Origin of the sequence: Allomuricauda ruestringensis DSM 13258, assembly GCF_000224085.1 — a bacterium.
Taxonomy (GTDB): Bacteria; Bacteroidota; Bacteroidia; order Flavobacteriales; family Flavobacteriaceae; genus Flagellimonas; species Flagellimonas ruestringensis.
This window is the reverse complement of the sequence record NC_015945.1, coordinates 2,294,016-2,311,454: the sequence shown is the minus strand read 5'-3', so window position 1 is coordinate 2,311,454 and position 17,439 is coordinate 2,294,016. Positions and strand designations below refer to the sequence as shown.

Annotated in this window: 18 protein-coding genes; 12 read left to right on the top strand and 6 right to left on the bottom strand. The window is 40.5% G+C overall.

Annotated elements, in window-relative coordinates; genetic code table 11:
• The first annotated feature begins 12 nt into the window (after positions 1-12).
• The 9 genes from MURRU_RS10375 (at position 13) to MURRU_RS10335 (ending at position 8,807) form a co-directional block, all read left to right on the top strand.
• The gene (locus MURRU_RS10375; RefSeq protein ID WP_014033422.1) at positions 13-1,203 is read left to right on the top strand and encodes a pyridoxal phosphate-dependent aminotransferase; all 1,191 of its coding nucleotides are present in this window, start codon (positions 13-15) and stop codon (positions 1,201-1,203) included.
• Positions 1,203-2,219 carry a UDP-N-acetylmuramate dehydrogenase gene (murB, locus tag MURRU_RS10370; RefSeq protein WP_014033421.1) on the top strand — a complete coding sequence of 339 codons (1,017 nt, stop codon included), beginning with the start codon at positions 1,203-1,205 and terminating at the stop codon, positions 2,217-2,219. Before MURRU_RS10375 ends, murB begins: the two co-directional genes overlap by 1 nt.
• A gap of 203 nt (positions 2,220-2,422) precedes the next feature.
• On the top strand, positions 2,423-2,989 hold the full coding sequence (locus MURRU_RS10365) for an RNA polymerase sigma factor (RefSeq protein ID WP_014033420.1): 567 nt from the start codon (positions 2,423-2,425) through the stop codon (positions 2,987-2,989).
• Positions 2,986-3,744: an anti-sigma factor gene (locus MURRU_RS10360; RefSeq protein ID WP_014033419.1), complete on the top strand. Its 759-nt coding sequence runs from the start codon at positions 2,986-2,988 to the stop codon at positions 3,742-3,744. The genes MURRU_RS10365 and MURRU_RS10360 overlap by 4 nt, the downstream gene beginning before the upstream one ends.
• A 76-nt stretch (positions 3,745-3,820) precedes the next feature.
• Positions 3,821-4,030 (top strand): hypothetical protein, encoded by a 210-nt coding sequence (locus MURRU_RS10355; protein WP_014033418.1) that lies wholly within the window; start codon positions 3,821-3,823, stop codon positions 4,028-4,030.
• Positions 4,031-4,060: 30 nt separating this feature from the next.
• Positions 4,061-4,621: an RNA polymerase sigma factor gene (locus MURRU_RS10350; protein ID WP_014033417.1), complete on the top strand. Its 561-nt coding sequence runs from the start codon at positions 4,061-4,063 to the stop codon at positions 4,619-4,621.
• A gap of 63 nt (positions 4,622-4,684) precedes the next feature.
• The gene (lipA, locus tag MURRU_RS10345) at positions 4,685-5,560 is read left to right on the top strand and encodes a lipoyl synthase (protein ID WP_014033416.1); all 876 of its coding nucleotides are present in this window, start codon (positions 4,685-4,687) and stop codon (positions 5,558-5,560) included.
• Between the two features lie 17 nt (positions 5,561-5,577).
• Positions 5,578-6,588 (top strand): type I glyceraldehyde-3-phosphate dehydrogenase, encoded by a 1,011-nt coding sequence (gap, locus tag MURRU_RS10340; RefSeq protein WP_014033415.1) that lies wholly within the window; start codon positions 5,578-5,580, stop codon positions 6,586-6,588.
• A gap of 38 nt (positions 6,589-6,626) precedes the next feature.
• The gene (locus MURRU_RS10335) at positions 6,627-8,807 is read left to right on the top strand and encodes a response regulator (protein WP_041801939.1); all 2,181 of its coding nucleotides are present in this window, start codon (positions 6,627-6,629) and stop codon (positions 8,805-8,807) included.
• 159 nt (positions 8,808-8,966) lie between these two features.
• Here the strand turns inward: MURRU_RS10335 and lpxK are convergent, their stop codons facing one another.
• Entirely contained in the window at positions 8,967-9,965 is a 999-nt protein-coding gene (gene lpxK, locus MURRU_RS10330; protein WP_014033413.1) for a tetraacyldisaccharide 4'-kinase, read from the bottom strand.
• Between the two features lie 48 nt (positions 9,966-10,013).
• On the opposite strand from lpxK, the gene MURRU_RS10325 reads away from it, so the two are divergent.
• Both MURRU_RS10325 and MURRU_RS10320 read left to right on the top strand, forming a co-directional pair.
• Complete coding sequence (locus tag MURRU_RS10325; protein WP_014033412.1) at positions 10,014-11,108, top strand: Nif3-like dinuclear metal center hexameric protein; 1,095 nt, start codon at positions 10,014-10,016, stop codon at positions 11,106-11,108.
• 5 nt (positions 11,109-11,113) lie between these two features.
• Positions 11,114-11,893, top strand: coding sequence for a zinc ribbon domain-containing protein (locus tag MURRU_RS10320; protein ID WP_014033411.1), 780 nt, complete (start codon positions 11,114-11,116; stop codon positions 11,891-11,893).
• A 640-nt stretch (positions 11,894-12,533) separates the two neighbouring features.
• Here MURRU_RS10320 and MURRU_RS10315 read toward each other — a convergent pair.
• The 5 genes from MURRU_RS10315 to MURRU_RS10295 form a co-directional block, all read right to left on the bottom strand.
• Complete coding sequence (locus MURRU_RS10315; protein WP_014033410.1) at positions 12,534-13,892, bottom strand: FAD-dependent oxidoreductase; 1,359 nt, start codon at positions 13,890-13,892, stop codon at positions 12,534-12,536.
• Positions 13,893-14,168: 276 nt separating this feature from the next.
• Entirely contained in the window at positions 14,169-14,717 is a 549-nt protein-coding gene (locus MURRU_RS10310) for a ClpP family protease (protein WP_014033409.1), read from the bottom strand.
• Positions 14,718-14,793: 76 nt separating this feature from the next.
• A complete protein-coding gene (locus MURRU_RS10305) occupies positions 14,794-15,621 on the bottom strand; it encodes a mechanosensitive ion channel family protein (RefSeq protein ID WP_014033408.1) in 828 nt (275 codons plus the stop codon).
• A gap of 26 nt (positions 15,622-15,647) precedes the next feature.
• On the bottom strand, positions 15,648-15,839 hold the full coding sequence (locus MURRU_RS10300; RefSeq protein ID WP_014033407.1) for a hypothetical protein: 192 nt from the start codon (positions 15,837-15,839) through the stop codon (positions 15,648-15,650).
• Positions 15,840-16,469: an RNA polymerase sigma factor gene (locus tag MURRU_RS10295; protein ID WP_014033406.1), complete on the bottom strand. Its 630-nt coding sequence runs from the start codon at positions 16,467-16,469 to the stop codon at positions 15,840-15,842.
• A gap of 86 nt (positions 16,470-16,555) precedes the next feature.
• On the opposite strand from MURRU_RS10295, the gene MURRU_RS10290 reads away from it, so the two are divergent.
• Positions 16,556-17,236, top strand: a complete 681-nt coding sequence (locus MURRU_RS10290) for a hypothetical protein (RefSeq protein WP_014033405.1) — start codon at positions 16,556-16,558, stop codon at positions 17,234-17,236.
• Positions 17,237-17,439 lie beyond the last annotated feature (203 nt).

Genomic DNA, 17,439 nt, shown 5'->3' with positions numbered 1-17,439 from the left:
AAACTTTAGCACATGCCTAGTATCTCGAAGAAAGGGACACAAATGCCCGCATCGCCCATCCGTAAATTGGTACCCTACGCAGAGGCTGCAAAAAAACGGGGAACCCATGTAATCCACCTCAACATTGGACAACCCGATATCAAAACACCAAAGGTGGCTTTGGATGCTGTACGAAACCATACTATTGAGGTACTTGAATACAGCATGACCCAGGGTTCCGAAGAATACCGTCAAAAAATTGCTGCTTATTATGCCAAACGGGACATTTTTGTTGATGCCGAAGATATTATTGTAACCACAGGAGGGTCCGAAGCATTATCTTTTACCATGGGGTCCATTATGGACAACGATGATGAAATCATTATACCTGAGCCATTTTATGCCAACTATAACGGTTTTGCCACTGCTGCGGGGGTTAAAGTACAACCTATTGCTTCATCCATTGAAAATAATTTTGCCCTCCCTCCCATTTCCAAGTTTGAAGAGCTCATTACTCCAAAAACAAAGGCTATCCTTATTTGTAACCCTGGGAATCCCACGGGATACCTTTATAGCAAAGAAGAAATAGAACAATTGGCCGATTTGGTCAAAAAACACAACCTTTTTTTGGTGGCAGATGAAGTGTACCGCGAATTCACCTACGATGGAAGGGAGCATTACTCTATTCTTCAGGTTGATGGGCTGGAACAACACGCCATTGTTGTAGACTCCGTTTCCAAGCGTTACAGTATGTGCGGGGCACGGATCGGTTGTTTGATTTCCAAAAACACCGAGGTAATAGCAACTGCAATGAAATTTGCCCAAGCAAGACTTTCTCCACCAACTTTTGCCCAAATTGCAAGTGAAGCGGCATTGGAAACCCCACAAGAATATTTTGATGATGTAATCGAGGAATATGTTTCTCGAAGAAACCTGCTCATCACAGAGCTCAACAAACTGGAAGGCGTAAAAGTAGCTACCCCACAAGGCGCCTTTTACTGCGTGGCAGAACTACCTATAGAAGATGCCGATCACTTTGCACAATGGTTGCTCGAAAGTTATGAACTCAATGGCAATACCGTGATGGTGGCTCCAGCAGCAGGCTTTTATGCCACGCCAGGTTTGGGAAAAAATCAGATAAGAATTGCCTATGTGCTCGAAAAAGAGCAACTTGTAAAGGCCGTCCAAATATTGGGCAAGGCCTTAACAGAGTACAACGCCTAGTGAATATTCAGGAAAACATATCCTTAAAAAGCTACAATACCTTTGGTATTGACGTAAAAGCACGGTTTTTTGTTGAGATTACCGGGCTGGTCCAACTTCAAAAAGCGCTTGAACTCAAGGCTTACCCAAAAAAGTTCATAATCAGCGGAGGGAGCAATATGCTGCTCACCAAGGATATTGATGCCCTTGTGATGCACATTAACCTCAAGGGTATTACCGTTGTCGAGGAAGGCAAAAACAGTGTGGAGGTGAAGGTAATGGCCGGTGAAAATTGGCATGAATTGGTGATGTGGAGCCTGGAACAGGGTTACGGCGGACTTGAAAACCTTTCGTTGATTCCAGGGAACGTGGGTACTGCGCCCATCCAAAATATTGGTGCCTACGGCGTGGAGCTCAAGGATGTTTTTGTGAGCTGTGCCGCCATGGATGTAAAAACTGGGGAATTGGAAGGCTTTGACAAAGAAGCATGTGAATTTGGTTACCGGGATTCCATCTTTAAAAACAAAGCAAAGGATAAATTCATTATTACTTCGGTAGTTTTAAGACTGACCAAGAAAGATCATGTACTGCACACGGGGTATGGCTCCATTGAGAATGAACTGAAAAACAAGGGAATTGTTCACCCATCCATAAAAGATGTTTCCGATGCCGTGATCGCAATCAGAAGAAGCAAATTGCCCGACCCCAAAGAAATTGGAAATAGCGGCAGTTTTTTTAAGAATCCTATTATTCCTAAAAAAGCATTTGATAAATTCATTAAAAAGAATCCCAATGCGCCTTTTTATGAGATGGATGACAATCAATATAAAATTCCAGCTGGTTGGCTCATTGAGCAATGCGGGTTTAAGGGAAAACGGTTTGGTGATGCAGCAGTACACGATAAACAAGCCTTGGTCTTGGTGAACCACGGCAACGCTACGGGCAAGGAAATACTTCATTTGGCCAAAAAAATTCAAGAAGAAGTACAAAAAACCTTTAAAATAAAAATTCAGCCAGAGGTGAACATAATAAAATAACCCTCGCATTGAAGTCAATAACGAGGGTTATACCAAACCAAACTAACCAAATTTATGAATGTTGTCAGGGTTGTGACACCCCTTATTTCTATTCAAAATGAACAAAGACAAAATGCTTTTTCTGTCTTAGCTTTGTTTTATATACGAGATAAATCCTATTTTAGATTTTGGTCCCATAAAAAATTTTACCAAAAGCATCATTAATGAGCACATTGATCGAGAGACATATTGTTTCACTCCTTGCGGAAAAAGACGATAAGGCTATTTCCCTACTCTACGAAAATTATGGTGATACACTTTTCGGTGTTGCTTTTAAAGTGGTAAAAGATGAAGATTTGGCCCAAGATGTGCTCCAGGAAAGTTTTATCAAAATCTGGAAAAAAGCTGATAGTTACGATGCCTCCAAAGCCAAACTTTTTACCTGGCTATTTCGAATTGTGCGAAATACAGCCATAGATAAGTTACGGAGCGTCAATAATAAATCGGACAAGGAAATCCAAATCGACGTTTCAGACGTATATAATGTTGGAGTGAAGGCTATTAACCCTGAACATCTGGACATCCAAGAAAACTTGGACAAGATTGAAGATAAGTACAGGGTTGTTCTTGAAGCCCTGTTTTTTGAGGGAATGACGCAGCAGGAGGCAAGTGATGAATTGGATATTCCCTTGGGAACCATAAAGTCCCGATTAAAAATCGGGCTTAGGGAACTTGGAAAAATTTACGGCACAACCATGTCTTTGCTTTTTTTATTAAATCTATTATCATGAAGGAAAAAGTTAAAATATTTTTAGAATCCGACATCTTGGAAAAGTACCTTTTGGGAGATACCACTAAAGAAGAATCCCAAAAGGCCGAAAGGTATATTGCCATGTATCCCGAAATAAGGGAAACCTACGATATGCTCCAAAAAAACCTAGAGACCTTTGCCAACATGTATGCCAAAAAGACCCCAGAAGGTCTAAAAGAAATCATATTGGCCAGCGCAAAAAAGGAGACGATGGTAAGCAAAAAGTACATGCGTTATGCCGTAGCGGCCAGTATCGCCATAATGATTTTTGCCGGTTCCTCCCTATTCTTTTGGAACGAGAACCAAACGCTTCAAGAAAAAAATACCATGGTCACCAACCAAATCAAGTATTTGGAGGATAACATGAAAGACCAATTGGCGGACATGAGAAACCAATTCATTGTACTGAACAACCCCTCGACCAAAAAGTATACAGTAAAAGGTGAGCGCGAAGCCAAGGAACTCAAGGCCATCGCATATATTAATCCCGTTAAAAAACTTTCTTATATCAACGTAAGCAATGTTCCAGAACTTCCCGAGGACAAATGCTTCCAGATGTGGGCCGAGGTGAACGGAGAGTTGGTGAATTTAGGTGTAATCAAAAACTTTGATGAAAAAGATAAACTTCTTGCGCTTCCTTATGCCGATAATGCAGTAAGTTACATCACCATTGAACCAAAAGGTGGCAACAACACCCCATCGGTCGACAATATCGTGGCCAACATCAAATATTAAAGTTCAACTTTAAAGAAACCTTAAACACCCCGACCTTTAGCGAGGTATTTTTGTACCTTTGTACAAAAGTTGGAATATGAAATTAGTATTAGTCACCATTGGTTTATTAGCACTTGCATTCGCAGGTATTGCTATTAAAATCTGGGGGAAAAAGAACGGTGAGTTTGCTGGAACATGCGCCAGTCAAAGTCCTTTTTTGAACAAGGATGGCGAAGCTTGCGGATTTTGTGGCAAACTTCCAGAGGAACAAGATTGTAAAAGAGATACGGTTACCAACACCCAATAATTCTTAACATTTTCAGGTAAGATTCATTTTTTGGAAAAAACCGACGATTCCATCAAGGAGATTATACAAAAGGCAAAAGAAGGAAACCAAATTGCCTTTAGTACACTCTTGGACACTTTTTGGAACGATGTTTACGGTTTTCAGATACTTCGCACCAAAAATGAAAATGACGCAGAAGACATAACCATAAGAACATTTTCGAGGGCCTTTGATAAAATTGACACCTACGATGAAACTTATGAATTTAAGACCTGGCTCATCACCATTTCCAAAAACCTTCATGTGGACCTTCTCCGAAAACGCAAGCGGAGCCTCATGAACGAAATGGATTCCCGAGGGGACGAGGTTAAAAAAGTCTTGGACGAAACCCCCACGGTCGAGGACCGTTTGATCACGGAGCAAAACCTTGCCCATCTCCTACAGGACATCAAAAAATTAAAACCGCATTACCAAAAAGTCATCAACCTGCGCTATTTTCAAGAAATGAGCTATGCCGATATTGCCAAAGAACTCAACGAACCCGTGAACAATGTAAAGGTGAAATTGCTCCGGGCCAAAAAACTTTTGGCAGAGATCATCAAAAAAAAGTGACCTGCTTCAAGGCACAAAGTTTCCTTCCCAGTTTCGTATCTTTGTACATCAAATTTATTATGTATGAGCACAAGCGTTGCAGAAAACGTTCTTCCACCCAAAGGAAAGCCTAAATGGCTAAGGGTTAAGCTTCCTACGGGCAAAAAATACACCCAGCTCAGAGGGCTTGTAGATAAGTACGACCTACATACCATTTGTACCTCCGGAAGCTGCCCCAACATGGGCGAATGCTGGGGAGAAGGTACCGCTACATTTATGATTTTGGGTAACATTTGTACCCGTTCCTGTGGATTTTGCGGCGTAAAAACTGGCCGACCCGAAACGGTGGACTGGGCAGAACCCGAAAAAGTGGCCCGTTCCATAAAAATCATGAACATCAAACATGCTGTGCTCACCTCTGTGGACCGCGATGACCTTAAGGACATGGGATCCATTATTTGGGCAGAGACGGTAAAAGCCGTTAGACGGATGAACCCCGAGACCACCATGGAAACCCTTATTCCGGATTTTCAGGGAATTTCCACCCATTTGGACAGAATGTTGAAAGTGGCCCCCGAAGTGATTTCCCATAACATGGAAACCGTGAAACGTCTGACCCGAGAAGTTAGGATTCAGGCCAAATACGAACGTAGCCTTGAGGTATTGGACTATCTAAAGAAAAATGGGGCAAACAGAACCAAATCCGGTATTATGCTAGGTTTGGGCGAAGAAGAAAACGAGGTCTTTGCCACCATGGAAGATCTTAGAAAAGTAGATGTGGATGTAATTACCATTGGCCAATACCTGCAACCTTCTAAAAAACACCTGCCCGTAAAGCAATTTATTTTGCCCGAACAGTTTAAAAAATATGAGGAAATAGGGTTGGAAATGGGCTTTAGGCATGTGGAAAGCGGAGCCTTGGTTCGCTCATCGTACAAAGCACACAAACACATACACTAGCTCCCCTCCCCATCATCATGAAAAACATCTCTATTGGTATTAATGGTTTTGGCCGTATCGGTAGAACCCTTTTTAGACTTTTACTGAATCATCCGAACATTAAGGTAGTGGCCATTAACGATTTGGCCAATGCCGAAACCTTGGCCCATTTGCTGAAATATGACAGCATTCATGGGGTATTGAATACAGAAGTATCACACAAAGACAATCTAATTCTTATTGATGGCAGGGAAATCCCCGTTCTCAATCACGATCACCCCAAGGAAATAGACTGGAAATCGCACAAGGTTGATATTGTCGTAGAATCCACTGGAAAGTTTAAAACAAAGGAAGAATTGGAATTCCATATAAAAAATGGGGCCAAAAAAGTGATTCTTTCCGTTCCTCCATTGGATGAATCCATTAAAATGGTGGTTTTGGGCGTTAATGAGGATATCATCAACAGCGAAGACCAAATTATTTCCAATGCATCCTGTACAACCAACAATGCTGCCCCAATGATCAAGGTGATCAATGAATTGTGCGGTATAGAACAGGCCTACATCACTACTATACATTCCTATACTTCGGACCAGAGCTTGCACGATGCCCCCCACCGCGACCTTCGTAGGTCCAGGGCGGCCGGGCAATCCATTATCCCTACCACCACGGGTGCTGCAAAAGCACTGACCAGTATTTTTCCTGAATTATCGGATGTGATAGGCGGATGTGGCATACGCGTTCCCGTTCCCAATGGTTCACTTACGGATATTACCTTCAATGTGCTCCAAGAAACTTCTATTGAGGAAATAAATGCTACCTTTAGGAAGCAAGCGGAAAATAGCCTGAAAGGCATACTCAATTATACCGAAGACCCTATTGTTTCCATCGATATAAACAATAGTTCTTACTCTTGTACGTTTGATTCTTTGATGACCTCCGTAATTGGCAAAATGGTGAAAATCATTGGGTGGTACGATAACGAAACTGGATATTGCTCCAGAATTATTGATTTAATAGATTTGCTCATAAAGAAAAATTACGTTTGATCTTCAACCTTGTAAACAAAAAGATAGGCAAAAAATCGCTGCTTCTATTGTGCATAGTGTTATGCATCCAGTTTACTTTTGCCCAAAGTGATGGTAATTCCACCTCTGACGTTAAGGCCATTTTTAATGAGTTTATGCAATATCGCCACGAAAACAAAGTGGACAAAGCTTTAGAAACTTTGAATGAGGCTGCAAATATTGCAGAGCGAAATGAAGACTCCAAACTTTTGCTGGACACTTATCACCAATATGCACGGTTGTTTTTAGAGGAAGAAGACCGAGAAACAGCTATTTTCTACTGGGACAGGGCCAGTATTCTTTTAAGGGATACCTCATACTCCTACGGCGAAGCATTCCACTTGTATTTAGATGCCGCATTGCGGTATGGTGAAGGCAATAACTTTCAAGCATTGAAACAACTGGAGGAATCCAGAAAACTTAGTAATAACAGGAATCTTACCAATAATATACTTTTACTTGAGGCCAGTATCTACACCAATATTGAGAAGTACGATGACGCTGTTAAAAACCTACATGCCCTAATCGTTAACTCCGATGATAAAGAGCGTGCCTACTTGGCCACAAGGGCCAACTTACAATTGGCAAAAATAAGCGTGACCCTGGATGATTTTGAAGACGGGATCATCCACTCCAAAGCTGCTTTGGAACTAGCGGAAAAGCATGGTTTTTCCAAAGAGATAAAAATTGCCTACGAACAATTGTCCGGCATTTACGAAGCCAGTGGCAATTACGATGAATCCCTCGTATATGCCAAAGGTTTGGCCCAAATAAAAGATTCCATATTCAATGTGGAAAAGGCCAAGTTAGATGCCAATGCCGCGGACAAAATCCGGTTCGACCACCAAATGAACGAACTCAACAAACTCCAAGCAAAAAATGAGGAGCTCAGCGAATCCAAAAACCGCTCGGAAATAACCGCCATATTAACATCTGCCTTTTTGACCATTATCTCCCTTTTGGCAGTTTCATTGTTCAGAAACAATCAAATCAAGCTTAAAACAAACGATCTTCTTTACACCAAAAACAAGGAACTGGAGTTGGCAAGGGATGCAGCGGTTTCTGCCATGCAGGCCAAAACAAATTTCTTATCAACCGTAACCCACGAGCTCAGGACACCCTTGTATGCCGTTACGGGACTCACCCATCTATTATTGGAAGAGAACCCCTCGGAACATCAAAAGGAACATTTAAAATCATTAAAATTCTCAGGGGAATACCTGCTAAATTTTATCAACGATATTCTTCAGATAAATAAAATTGATGCAGAAAAACTGGAACCTCTCAATATAGAATTCAAGTTGCACAAAGTACTGGATGATGTTGTGGAGTCGCTCCAACAAAATGCTCACGAGAAAAAGACAAAACTGATCCTGGATTACGATCCTACCATCCCCAAAAAATTGTTGGGAGACCCCATAAAGCTATCCCAAATTTTTATGAACCTTGTTGGCAATGCCCTTAAGTTCACCAAAAATGGCAAAGTAGAGGTCTTGGCCAAAATGTTGAAAAAAGATGAAGATCAGGTAAAGCTATACTTTGAAGTAAGGGACAATGGAATCGGGATTTCGGAAGAGCAACAAAAAAATATTTTTGAAAGCTTTGAACAAGGTTCCATACAAATCAATAGGGAGTATGGGGGCACAGGGCTTGGGCTTACCATTGTTAAAAGTCTTTTGGGATTGTTTGGAAGCTCCATTCACCTTGAAAGTGAGTTAGGCCACGGAAGCTCCTTCTATTTTGAAATGGATCTAAATTACGAAACCAAAGAAGGTGAAGAAATCTCTTTTGAACTCAATCCCGAGGATTTCCAATTCAAAGGATTGCACGTGCTAGTTGTGGAAGACAATAAGATCAACCAGGTAATCACCAAAAAAATGCTCACCAAAAAAGAGATCAGTTGCGACATTGCCAATAATGGTAACGAGGCCATTGACCTCGCCAAAAAAAATACCTACGATGCCATTTTAATGGATATCCACATGCCGGGCATAAGCGGCGAGGAAGCCACACGACAAATACGAAAGTTTGACAAAAATATCCCCATCATTGCATTGACCGCCATTTCTTTGGATGACAGTCTGGAGAGTTTCTACGAAGCAGGCTGTAACGATGTGGTTACCAAACCATTTAAACCAGAAGTTTTCTATCAAAAAATTGGAGAAAACATCTTTAGAAGCAAAATGGAAGGTTCGGTTTAGAGCATGTTTAAAAGGATTGATTGCAGTGAAAATTAGTCATTTTGTGCCCAATTGAAGCCTTTTTTGAGTTGCATAGCAGTGCTACGAAAGGAAAAAAAGGTGAAAAGTGGGTGCAAAAGGACAGTTTTTTAACCAATTGAATTCTTTTTAAACATGCTCTTAAAACAATGCCTGTAGCGAGCTCTTCAAAACCGCTTCATCTTCACGGGAAAAACTATGGGATATTTGCAAAAAGTACAGATTTCGCAACCTTCCCTCCAAACGGACGAAGTCTTTTTCTGTGGTCAGCACCATCTGGTACCCTTTAAATTGTTCAATCTCCTTATCTGTAAAGTGGTGATGGTCCCCAAATTCAAAATGTTCAAACGCAATTCCAACAGACTTTAAAAATTGTACCAAAGGTTCTGGCGACGCAATGCCGGTTACCAAAGCCAATGGTTTTCCCTTCAATTCTGATAATTGGACTTTTTGCAGTCCCCCATCAGTTATAAAATCATTGTACTTTAACATTGCGAACAATACGTTTTGATTGGGTTTAGGCTTGAGCTTATCAATTACCTTTTTCCTTTCCACATCTTGCAGTGTATCCGGGCATTTGGTAACAATGATCAAATCCGCACGTTTGGCCTCTTTTTTGGTATCGCGAAGGCTTCCCGTGGGCAAATACCAGTCATCCACATATAAATTATGATATGTGGTAAGCAAAATCGAAAAAGTCGGTATCACCCTTCTATGTTGAAAAGCATCATCCAAAACAATAACTTCTGGACCAAACACACTTTCCAGTTTTTGGATACCATTACGCCTATCGGTATCAACAGCAACGGCAACTTGGGGAAATTTTCGATGAATCTGATAGGGTTCATCACCCAATTCCAAAACGGTACTTTCAGTACCTGCCAAGTAGAATCCTTTTGATTTCCGCTTGTATCCACGGCTCAAAACAGCAGTCTTCCGGTTGGTCAATATGCTGAGCAAATATTCAGTCATCGGGGTTTTCCCCGTTCCCCCAACACTCAGGTTGCCCACACAAATGGTAGGTGTTTTGTACGATTTGGATGAAAAAACACCCACATCAAACAAAAAGTTTCGCACATAAACCACCAAGGCGTAGACCAAAGAAATCGGGAACGCTATTTTCCGAAGCAACTGAAGCATTGAACGAAAATATAATATTTTATCTTTAGCCCACTTAACATTTTTAAAATGACCGTTAACGACATAGCAAAAGTGCTTGAAGAATTGGCTCCATTGGCCCATGCCGAGGAGTTTGACAACGTGGGTTTATTGGTTGGAAACCCAAACATGAAAGTCAAAGGTGTTCTCGTAACCTTGGATACGCTAGAAAATGTGGTGGAAGAGGCCATTGAGAAAAAATGTAACCTAATCGTAAGCTTTCACCCGATAATTTTCAAAGGGCTAAAGCGGCTAACCGGAAGCAACTATGTTGAACGCGTTGTAATCAAAGCCATTGCCCACAATATTGCGATATACAGCATGCATACGGCATTGGACAACAGCAAAATGGGCGTCAATGCCAAAATATGCGAAGTTTTGGGACTAAAAAATCCGGAAATCCTAATTCCAAGAACTAAAAGCATCAAAAAATTGACCACTTACGCTCCCTCGGCAGATGCTGATAATATAAAATTGGCCCTATTTACGGCGGGTGCCGGGGAAATTGGGAAGTACAGCAATTGCAGTTATAGTTTGGAAGGCACTGGAAGTTTTAAGGCTGGAAACGGCGCCAACCCCGCTGTTGGAAAAATTGGCGAAGTACATTTTGAAAAAGAGACACAAATCAACGTTATCTATTCTTTTGAGAAGGAAAAAAGCATTCTAAAAGCACTTTTTGATGCCCACCCCTACGAAGAAGTGGCCTACGAAGTGCTTACCCTGGAAAATAGCAATCAAGATTTGGGAATGGGAATGATAGGCACTCTCGATGTTGAAATGGATGAAAAAGAGTTTTTACTATTTGTAAAAAATAGAATGAATGCTTCCGTTGTAAGGCATTCCAAACTACTGGGAAACAAGGTAAACAAGGTTGCTGTTCTAGGAGGTAGCGGGGCATTTGCAATAGGTGCCGCCAAGAAATCGGGGGCTGATATTTTTGTGACCGCCGACATTAAATACCACGAATTTTACCAAGCCGAAAACCAACTGGTAATTGCCGATATCGGGCACTTTGAAACTGAGCAGTTTACAAAAGATTTATTGGTTGATTATCTTACGAAAAAAATTCCTAATTTTGCAGTCTCTTTATCGGAGAATATAACGAATCCCATCAAGTATTTATAAAATATATGGCGAACAAGAAAGAAAGCACTGTGGAAGAAAAGTTGAGAGCACTGTACGACCTACAGCTTATTGATTCCAGAGTGGATGAAATCCGCAATGTTAGAGGCGAACTGCCTTTGGAAGTAGAGGACTTGGAAGACGAAGTTCTTGGTCTTAAAACCCGAATGGACAAATTGAAAACGGATGTTGAGACTATCAACTTTGAGATTACTGCCAAAAAGAATCTCATCGATGAGTCAAAAGCGCTTATTAAAAAATACAGCGAACAACAGAAAAACGTAAGGAATAGCCGCGAGTTCAATTCGTTGAGCAAGGAAGTGGAATTCCAAGAGCTGGAGATTCAATTGGCCGAAAAGAACATTAAGGAGTTTAAAGCACAAATTGAGCAGAAAAAAGAGGTGATTTCCACAACCAAGGAGAAACTTTCCGAGCGTGAGGGTCACCTAAAGCACAAAAAAGGTGAACTGGACGCTATTCTTGCAGAAACTGAGAAAGAAGAAAAGGCCCTTTTGAAAAAATCTGAAGAGTACCAAGACAAAATCGAAGAGCGTTTGATCAAGGCCTACAAAAGAATACGCCACAACGTAAAAAATGGTTTGGCCGTGGTTCCCGTAGAACGTGGAGCTTCCGGTGGTTCTTTCTTTACAATTCCACCTCAGGTTCAGGTAGAGATTGCAAGCCGTAAAAAAATCATTACCGATGAGCACAGCGGTAGAATTTTGGTAGACCCTTTATTGGCCGAAGAAGAACAGGATAGAATGGAAAAACTTTTTTCCAAAATCTAATTTTCACCATTGGTTAAGAAATTAAAGGGGGCTGTCTAAAACGTCGATTTTCGTCAACCTGAACTTGTTTCAGGTTCTCATAATGGTTTGTATATCAATATGATGGAGTTCTGAAATAAACCTACCTGTCCGGTAGGCAGGTTCAGAATGACGTATTTCAATACTTTTTTAGACAGCTTTTTTATTGCTCTTCTCTATCATTTCGAAATAAGCGAAGCGATTGAGAAATCTATAAGAGATAATACCTGATGGATGTTGGGCGTAGTCGAAGACCATACTTTATCTCAACCCATTATTTTCGAAGAAATCCGTGCAATTCGTGTCAAACTACTCCTGTAAAAAAATGTCTCGACTACACTCGACATGATAATCAATAAAAAACGAAAGAGATTTTTCACTTCGTTCAAAATGACAATTAGTGTTCATAAGAATCGGGCGTTCTGTATTGACATCTTCTAAAAATTCATGTTCCAAATGGATACTGAGCGGAGTCGAAGTACCATACTTTATCTCAACCAATTATTTTCGAAGAAATCCGTGCAATTTGTGTCAAACTGCTACTGTAAAAAAATGTCCCGACTGCGCTCGACACGGCATCAATAAAAAAAGAGAGATTTTTCGCTATGTTCAAAATGACAAATTAGGGTGCTTTATTGTCTGTTAAGAATTCTAAGATTTTATCTTCCACTTCCTTGGAATCCCACTTTTCTTCAATATTGGGAAGCTGCATCACTTCTTGCATGATGGCTTCTTGCCTATCCCCTATGGCCAATGCCTCGGCATAAGGCCTATCAGAAAAAGTAACACGGCTATACACCGGTACCCACTTTTCCGGATGCTTGGTGGTAAAATGTTTTTCAATCTTTTTTTGCAGCAAGAACTTTGCGTCGGCTGTTTTGCTGCTCATTTCCACAAAGTTTCTGTAACTCAGTTCGGCAATTGCATCGGCATTGGGCTTACGCTCTTGTTCATATTCGGAAAAGATGGTCTCCCAATCATCTCCATACTTCTCCATTAACTGATTGAGCACGTAAATATCCTCAAAACCGGCATTCATGCCCTGTCCGTAAAATGGTACAATGGCATGGGCAGAATCGCCTACCAAGGCCACTTTGTTCCAATACGTCCAAGGATAGCATTTCATGGTGACCATGGCACTGGTCGGGTTATTGAAAAAATCTTTGGTCAAATCCTCAATTTCTTTACGAACATTGGGAAAGTATTTTTTGAAAAACTCACGGGCCTGATCTTCGGTCTCGATACTTTTAAAAGAAACTTCTCCCTCAAAAGGCAAAAACAAGGTACAGGTAAAACTACCATCAATATTGGGCATGGCGATAAGCATAAACTCACCTCTTGGCCAAATATGGAACGAGTTATTATCCAACTTATGGGTGCCATCCTCATTGGCAGGTATGGTAAGCTCTTTGTAGCCTACATCAATAAAGTTCTGGGAATAGTTAAACCTACTTTGGCGCTGCATTTTGTGGCGTACCCTTGAAAATGCTCCATCACAACCAAAAATCAGGTCAAAATCATACGTTTTCCATTTGCTTTTTTCGGTTTCCCCCGTATAGATTTTAGCTTCGGGCAAATCAACATCCCAAACTTTTTCATTAAATCGGAACGAGGCACCCTCGCCTTCAGCCAAATCAATCATCCGTTTGTTGAGAATTCCCCGTGAAATAGACCAAATGGCCTCCCCATCTTTCCCATATTTCTGAAAATAAACAGGTTTACCGTTCACATGCATCGCACGTTTATCGAGTGGAATTGCTATTTCCTTAATTTTTTTCCCTATGCCCACTTCATCCAAAGAGCGCCATCCCCTATTGCTCATCGCAAGGTTAATGGAACGTCCAGAGAACTTGATGGTCCTTATATCTGGTCTTCTATCGAATACGGTAACCGTATGCCCAATTCTTCGTAAATAAATTGCTAAAAGGGAACCCACCAATCCGGAACCGATGATGGCTATATTTTTTGGAGTCTGTGCCATAGATGCCCAATGGGCGAATTCTGATTAAGCGGCTAAAATACGGAATTTTAATTTTTTATGTTCACGCATTTTCTTTCCAAATCTCCTTACTACACAGGTTTTGCACTTTTCTGTGAAGATATAGTTTGGACTGTTAAGAATTTTTAACATAAGCGTGTAAACCTTGACTCCAAATGTTACCGTATATATATAAAATATTCCGCTTCGGCGCCTATATATAAAAAGTCCTTCACAAACAATTGCGAAGGACTTTTCACTTTTATGGAATTGATTATCCTATTTTAGTATTTCATCCACAATACCGTATTCCACAGATTCTTCTGCACCCATCCAATAATCGCGATCAAAATCTTTCATGACCTTTTCAAAAGGTTGCCCGCAGTTTTCTGATAAAATTTGGGCGCCAAGTTCTTTCGTTTTAATGATTTCCTTGGCCTGGATTTCAATATTGGAGGCTTGTCCTCTTGCTCCGCCGCTAGGTTGGTGGATCATGACACGGGCATGTGGCTGAATAAATCTCCTTCCTTTTTTCCCTACCGATAAAAGTATAGATCCCATAGAGGCAGCCAAACCGGAACAAACCGTGGATACCGGGCTTTTTATCTGTTTAATGGTATCATAAATGGCAAAACCAGAGGTAACGTACCCTCCCGGGCTATTGATGATCAATTGAATTTCTTTATTGTTCAGCATATCCAAATAGAGTAATCTATCTATTACGTGCTTCGCAGAATCATCATCTACTTGGCCCCATAAGAACACTTTGCGGTCCTCTAACAGTTTTTCTTGGATCAACTCTTGAACTTTTCCTTTTTTTGAACTCATTTTTTAGGTGTTGTAAGACTTCAAAAATAATCAAATTCCAAGGAAGTTTCCGCACTTGTTCATCACAATACTTGGATTATGATTTTATCTCCACTTTTTGTGACACTACATCTTTGATCGGAATCACAAATTTACTTTTTTGGGTTTCCAAAGTAAGACTGTTATTATCTATGGCCTTAATGGTTCCTTCATCATCACCAATAACTATTTTATCACCGACCATATAGGTTTTTCGTGTGTAAAAAGACCTAAGTAGGTCTGCAACAATTTCTCTGGAACCCAATCCAACGCCCAAGGCAAATGCCAAAAGAAAAGACCCCAAGATCAACGTTATGTTGTTGGTGATTATGGTTGTATCTACCCCAGCTTGGTTCAATGCTGTAATCGACATAAATATTACAATCACATAAAAAAACAGGTTACTTACCAGATTGGAACCACCAAATTCTAGGGAGTCAAAAAGTCGCTTAATGGTTTTCTTTACAAAGTTACCAATGTAGAATCCTAACATTAGAAGTGCAAGTGCACTAAAGAATCGAGGTAAATAATGTAAAAGATTACCTATTTCTTGGGATATGATCTTCCAATCCAAAATATCGGCCGCCACAATAAGAAAGACCAAGATTAAAAACCACCGTACAAACCCCAATATTATTTTGGTAAGGTCTATTTTAAGGTCGCCTTTGCCCGTTACGTCCATTCCGTTTATTTTCTCGTTCAGCACCTCTATTTTGGCTATTTTGAGGATTTTTCGGAATAGGAACATTACAATCTTAATAACGATCCAACCTAAAAATAAAATAACAATTGCACCCAAAATTTTAGGAAAAGCCAATGCTATCTCTTTGCCCATGCCCGATAACGAGTCAAGGGTCACATTTTTCCAATCATTAATAGTCTCCATAGTTGTTGTTTGTTTATAGTGTTCTGTTAGTTGTTATCACCCAAGGTTTTGAATAGTTTGCGCAAAGCATCCCCCAAATTGATTGAGAACAATGAAGCCATGTCCATGATCAACTTTGCCGCAGCAATGTCGTTCATCACTTTTTGCTTCATTTCGGGCGGAGCCTCGTGCAGGGAGGCCTCCAGCTCTTTAAATGGGTTTTTGTGTTTCTTTGCCATCTATTCGAGGGTATTATAGATTTCCAATAGTCTTTCTTTGGCTCTTTTAAGCCTCATCTTCACAGCGCTCTCCCCTATTTCCATTAAGGTCACCAGTTCTTTTACACTGGCGCCGTCTTGATATTTCAATAACAAAATGGATTTATCTTCAACCGAGATAAGCTTCAAGCACTTTTTGAGTTTATCCGCTTTCATTTCATATAAACTCTCATCAGGCACTTCTTCGGTAAGTTTATGTTCGGAAACTTCAACTTGTACGGATTTGTCCCGTATTTTTCGTTGTTTGTTCCGATTTACATAGTTCACACAAAAATTATAGGTAAAAGAATACAGCCAGGTAGAGAACTTCGATTTCCCTTTAAAGGTTCGAAGTTTGATAAAGAGTTGGAGGAACACATCCTGTGTCAAATCCTCCGCCTCATCCGCAGATTTTGCAAATCCGTAACATTTGTTATAGACCATTTTCGCATAGCGGTCGTACAATTTCCCAAATAGCATAGGGTCATTGTCCGCCACAATCTGTTTCACTAATTCCTCATCAGAAAGATGTACGTAAAAGTCTTCCTTTTCCAAAAACGCTTTGTCGGGGTTACTTATAAGTATTAGAAACAGCTTTTTAAAAAAGGTCACTCCAGAAACAGGTTTATTTGGTCAGGCTTTTTAAAATGGGGCGCAAATTAAAAGATTTTCCTAGTATATTTGATTAAAAACCAGATATGAAGACCTATTACATCGTTGGACTGTTCGCCTTTTTATTGATTTTCTCCTGCAAAACAGATTCCAAAAAATCCGAAGCAACTGCCGAAACCAAAAAAACCGTTCCCGAACTAATCGCGGAGGCTCACGGTTTTGAAAACTGGAAGGATGTTGAGAAAATCACTTTTACCTTTAACGTAGATAGGGATTCCATGCATTTTGAGCGCAGCTGGCATTGGGAAACCAAAACCAACACGGTTACCTCCATTTCCGGGGCAGATACCTTAATGTATGACCGTGCAAACATGGACAGCATTGCTCTAAAAACAAATAGTGGTTTTATAAATGACAGATATTGGTTGATGGCCCCCTTTAATTTGATGTGGGATGCCAACAACTATACTTTTGAACACACCCCTGAAGTAACCGCCCCCATTAGTGAAGAGCCCATGCAAAAATTGACCATTGTGTATGCCAACGAAGGTGGCTATACCCCTGGTGATGCGTACGACTTCTATTTCAAGGATGATTACATTATTCGCGAGTGGGCCTATCGCAAATCCAATCAAGAAGAACCTAACTTGGTTTCCACTTGGGAAGATTATGTGAACATGGAAGGCTTACAACTGGCCAAACAACACAACCGTCCCGAAGGCGGCACCAGCCTTTATTTTACCGGGCTATCGGTGAGTAAGAAATAGAATTCTGATTAATTTTTGGGTTGGTAAAGCTCAAAAAAAGATATTTTCAAGATTCCCCCTACATAACTAAAGGCTATTCCTTATATAAATAGCATCCTAATTTAGGTGGTATAGCGGTGTAGAATTCTTGGTTTTAAACAAGTTGGCAGCAATTACGATACTATAAAAGATTATAATGAATAACTCCTTACTAATCAAAGTTA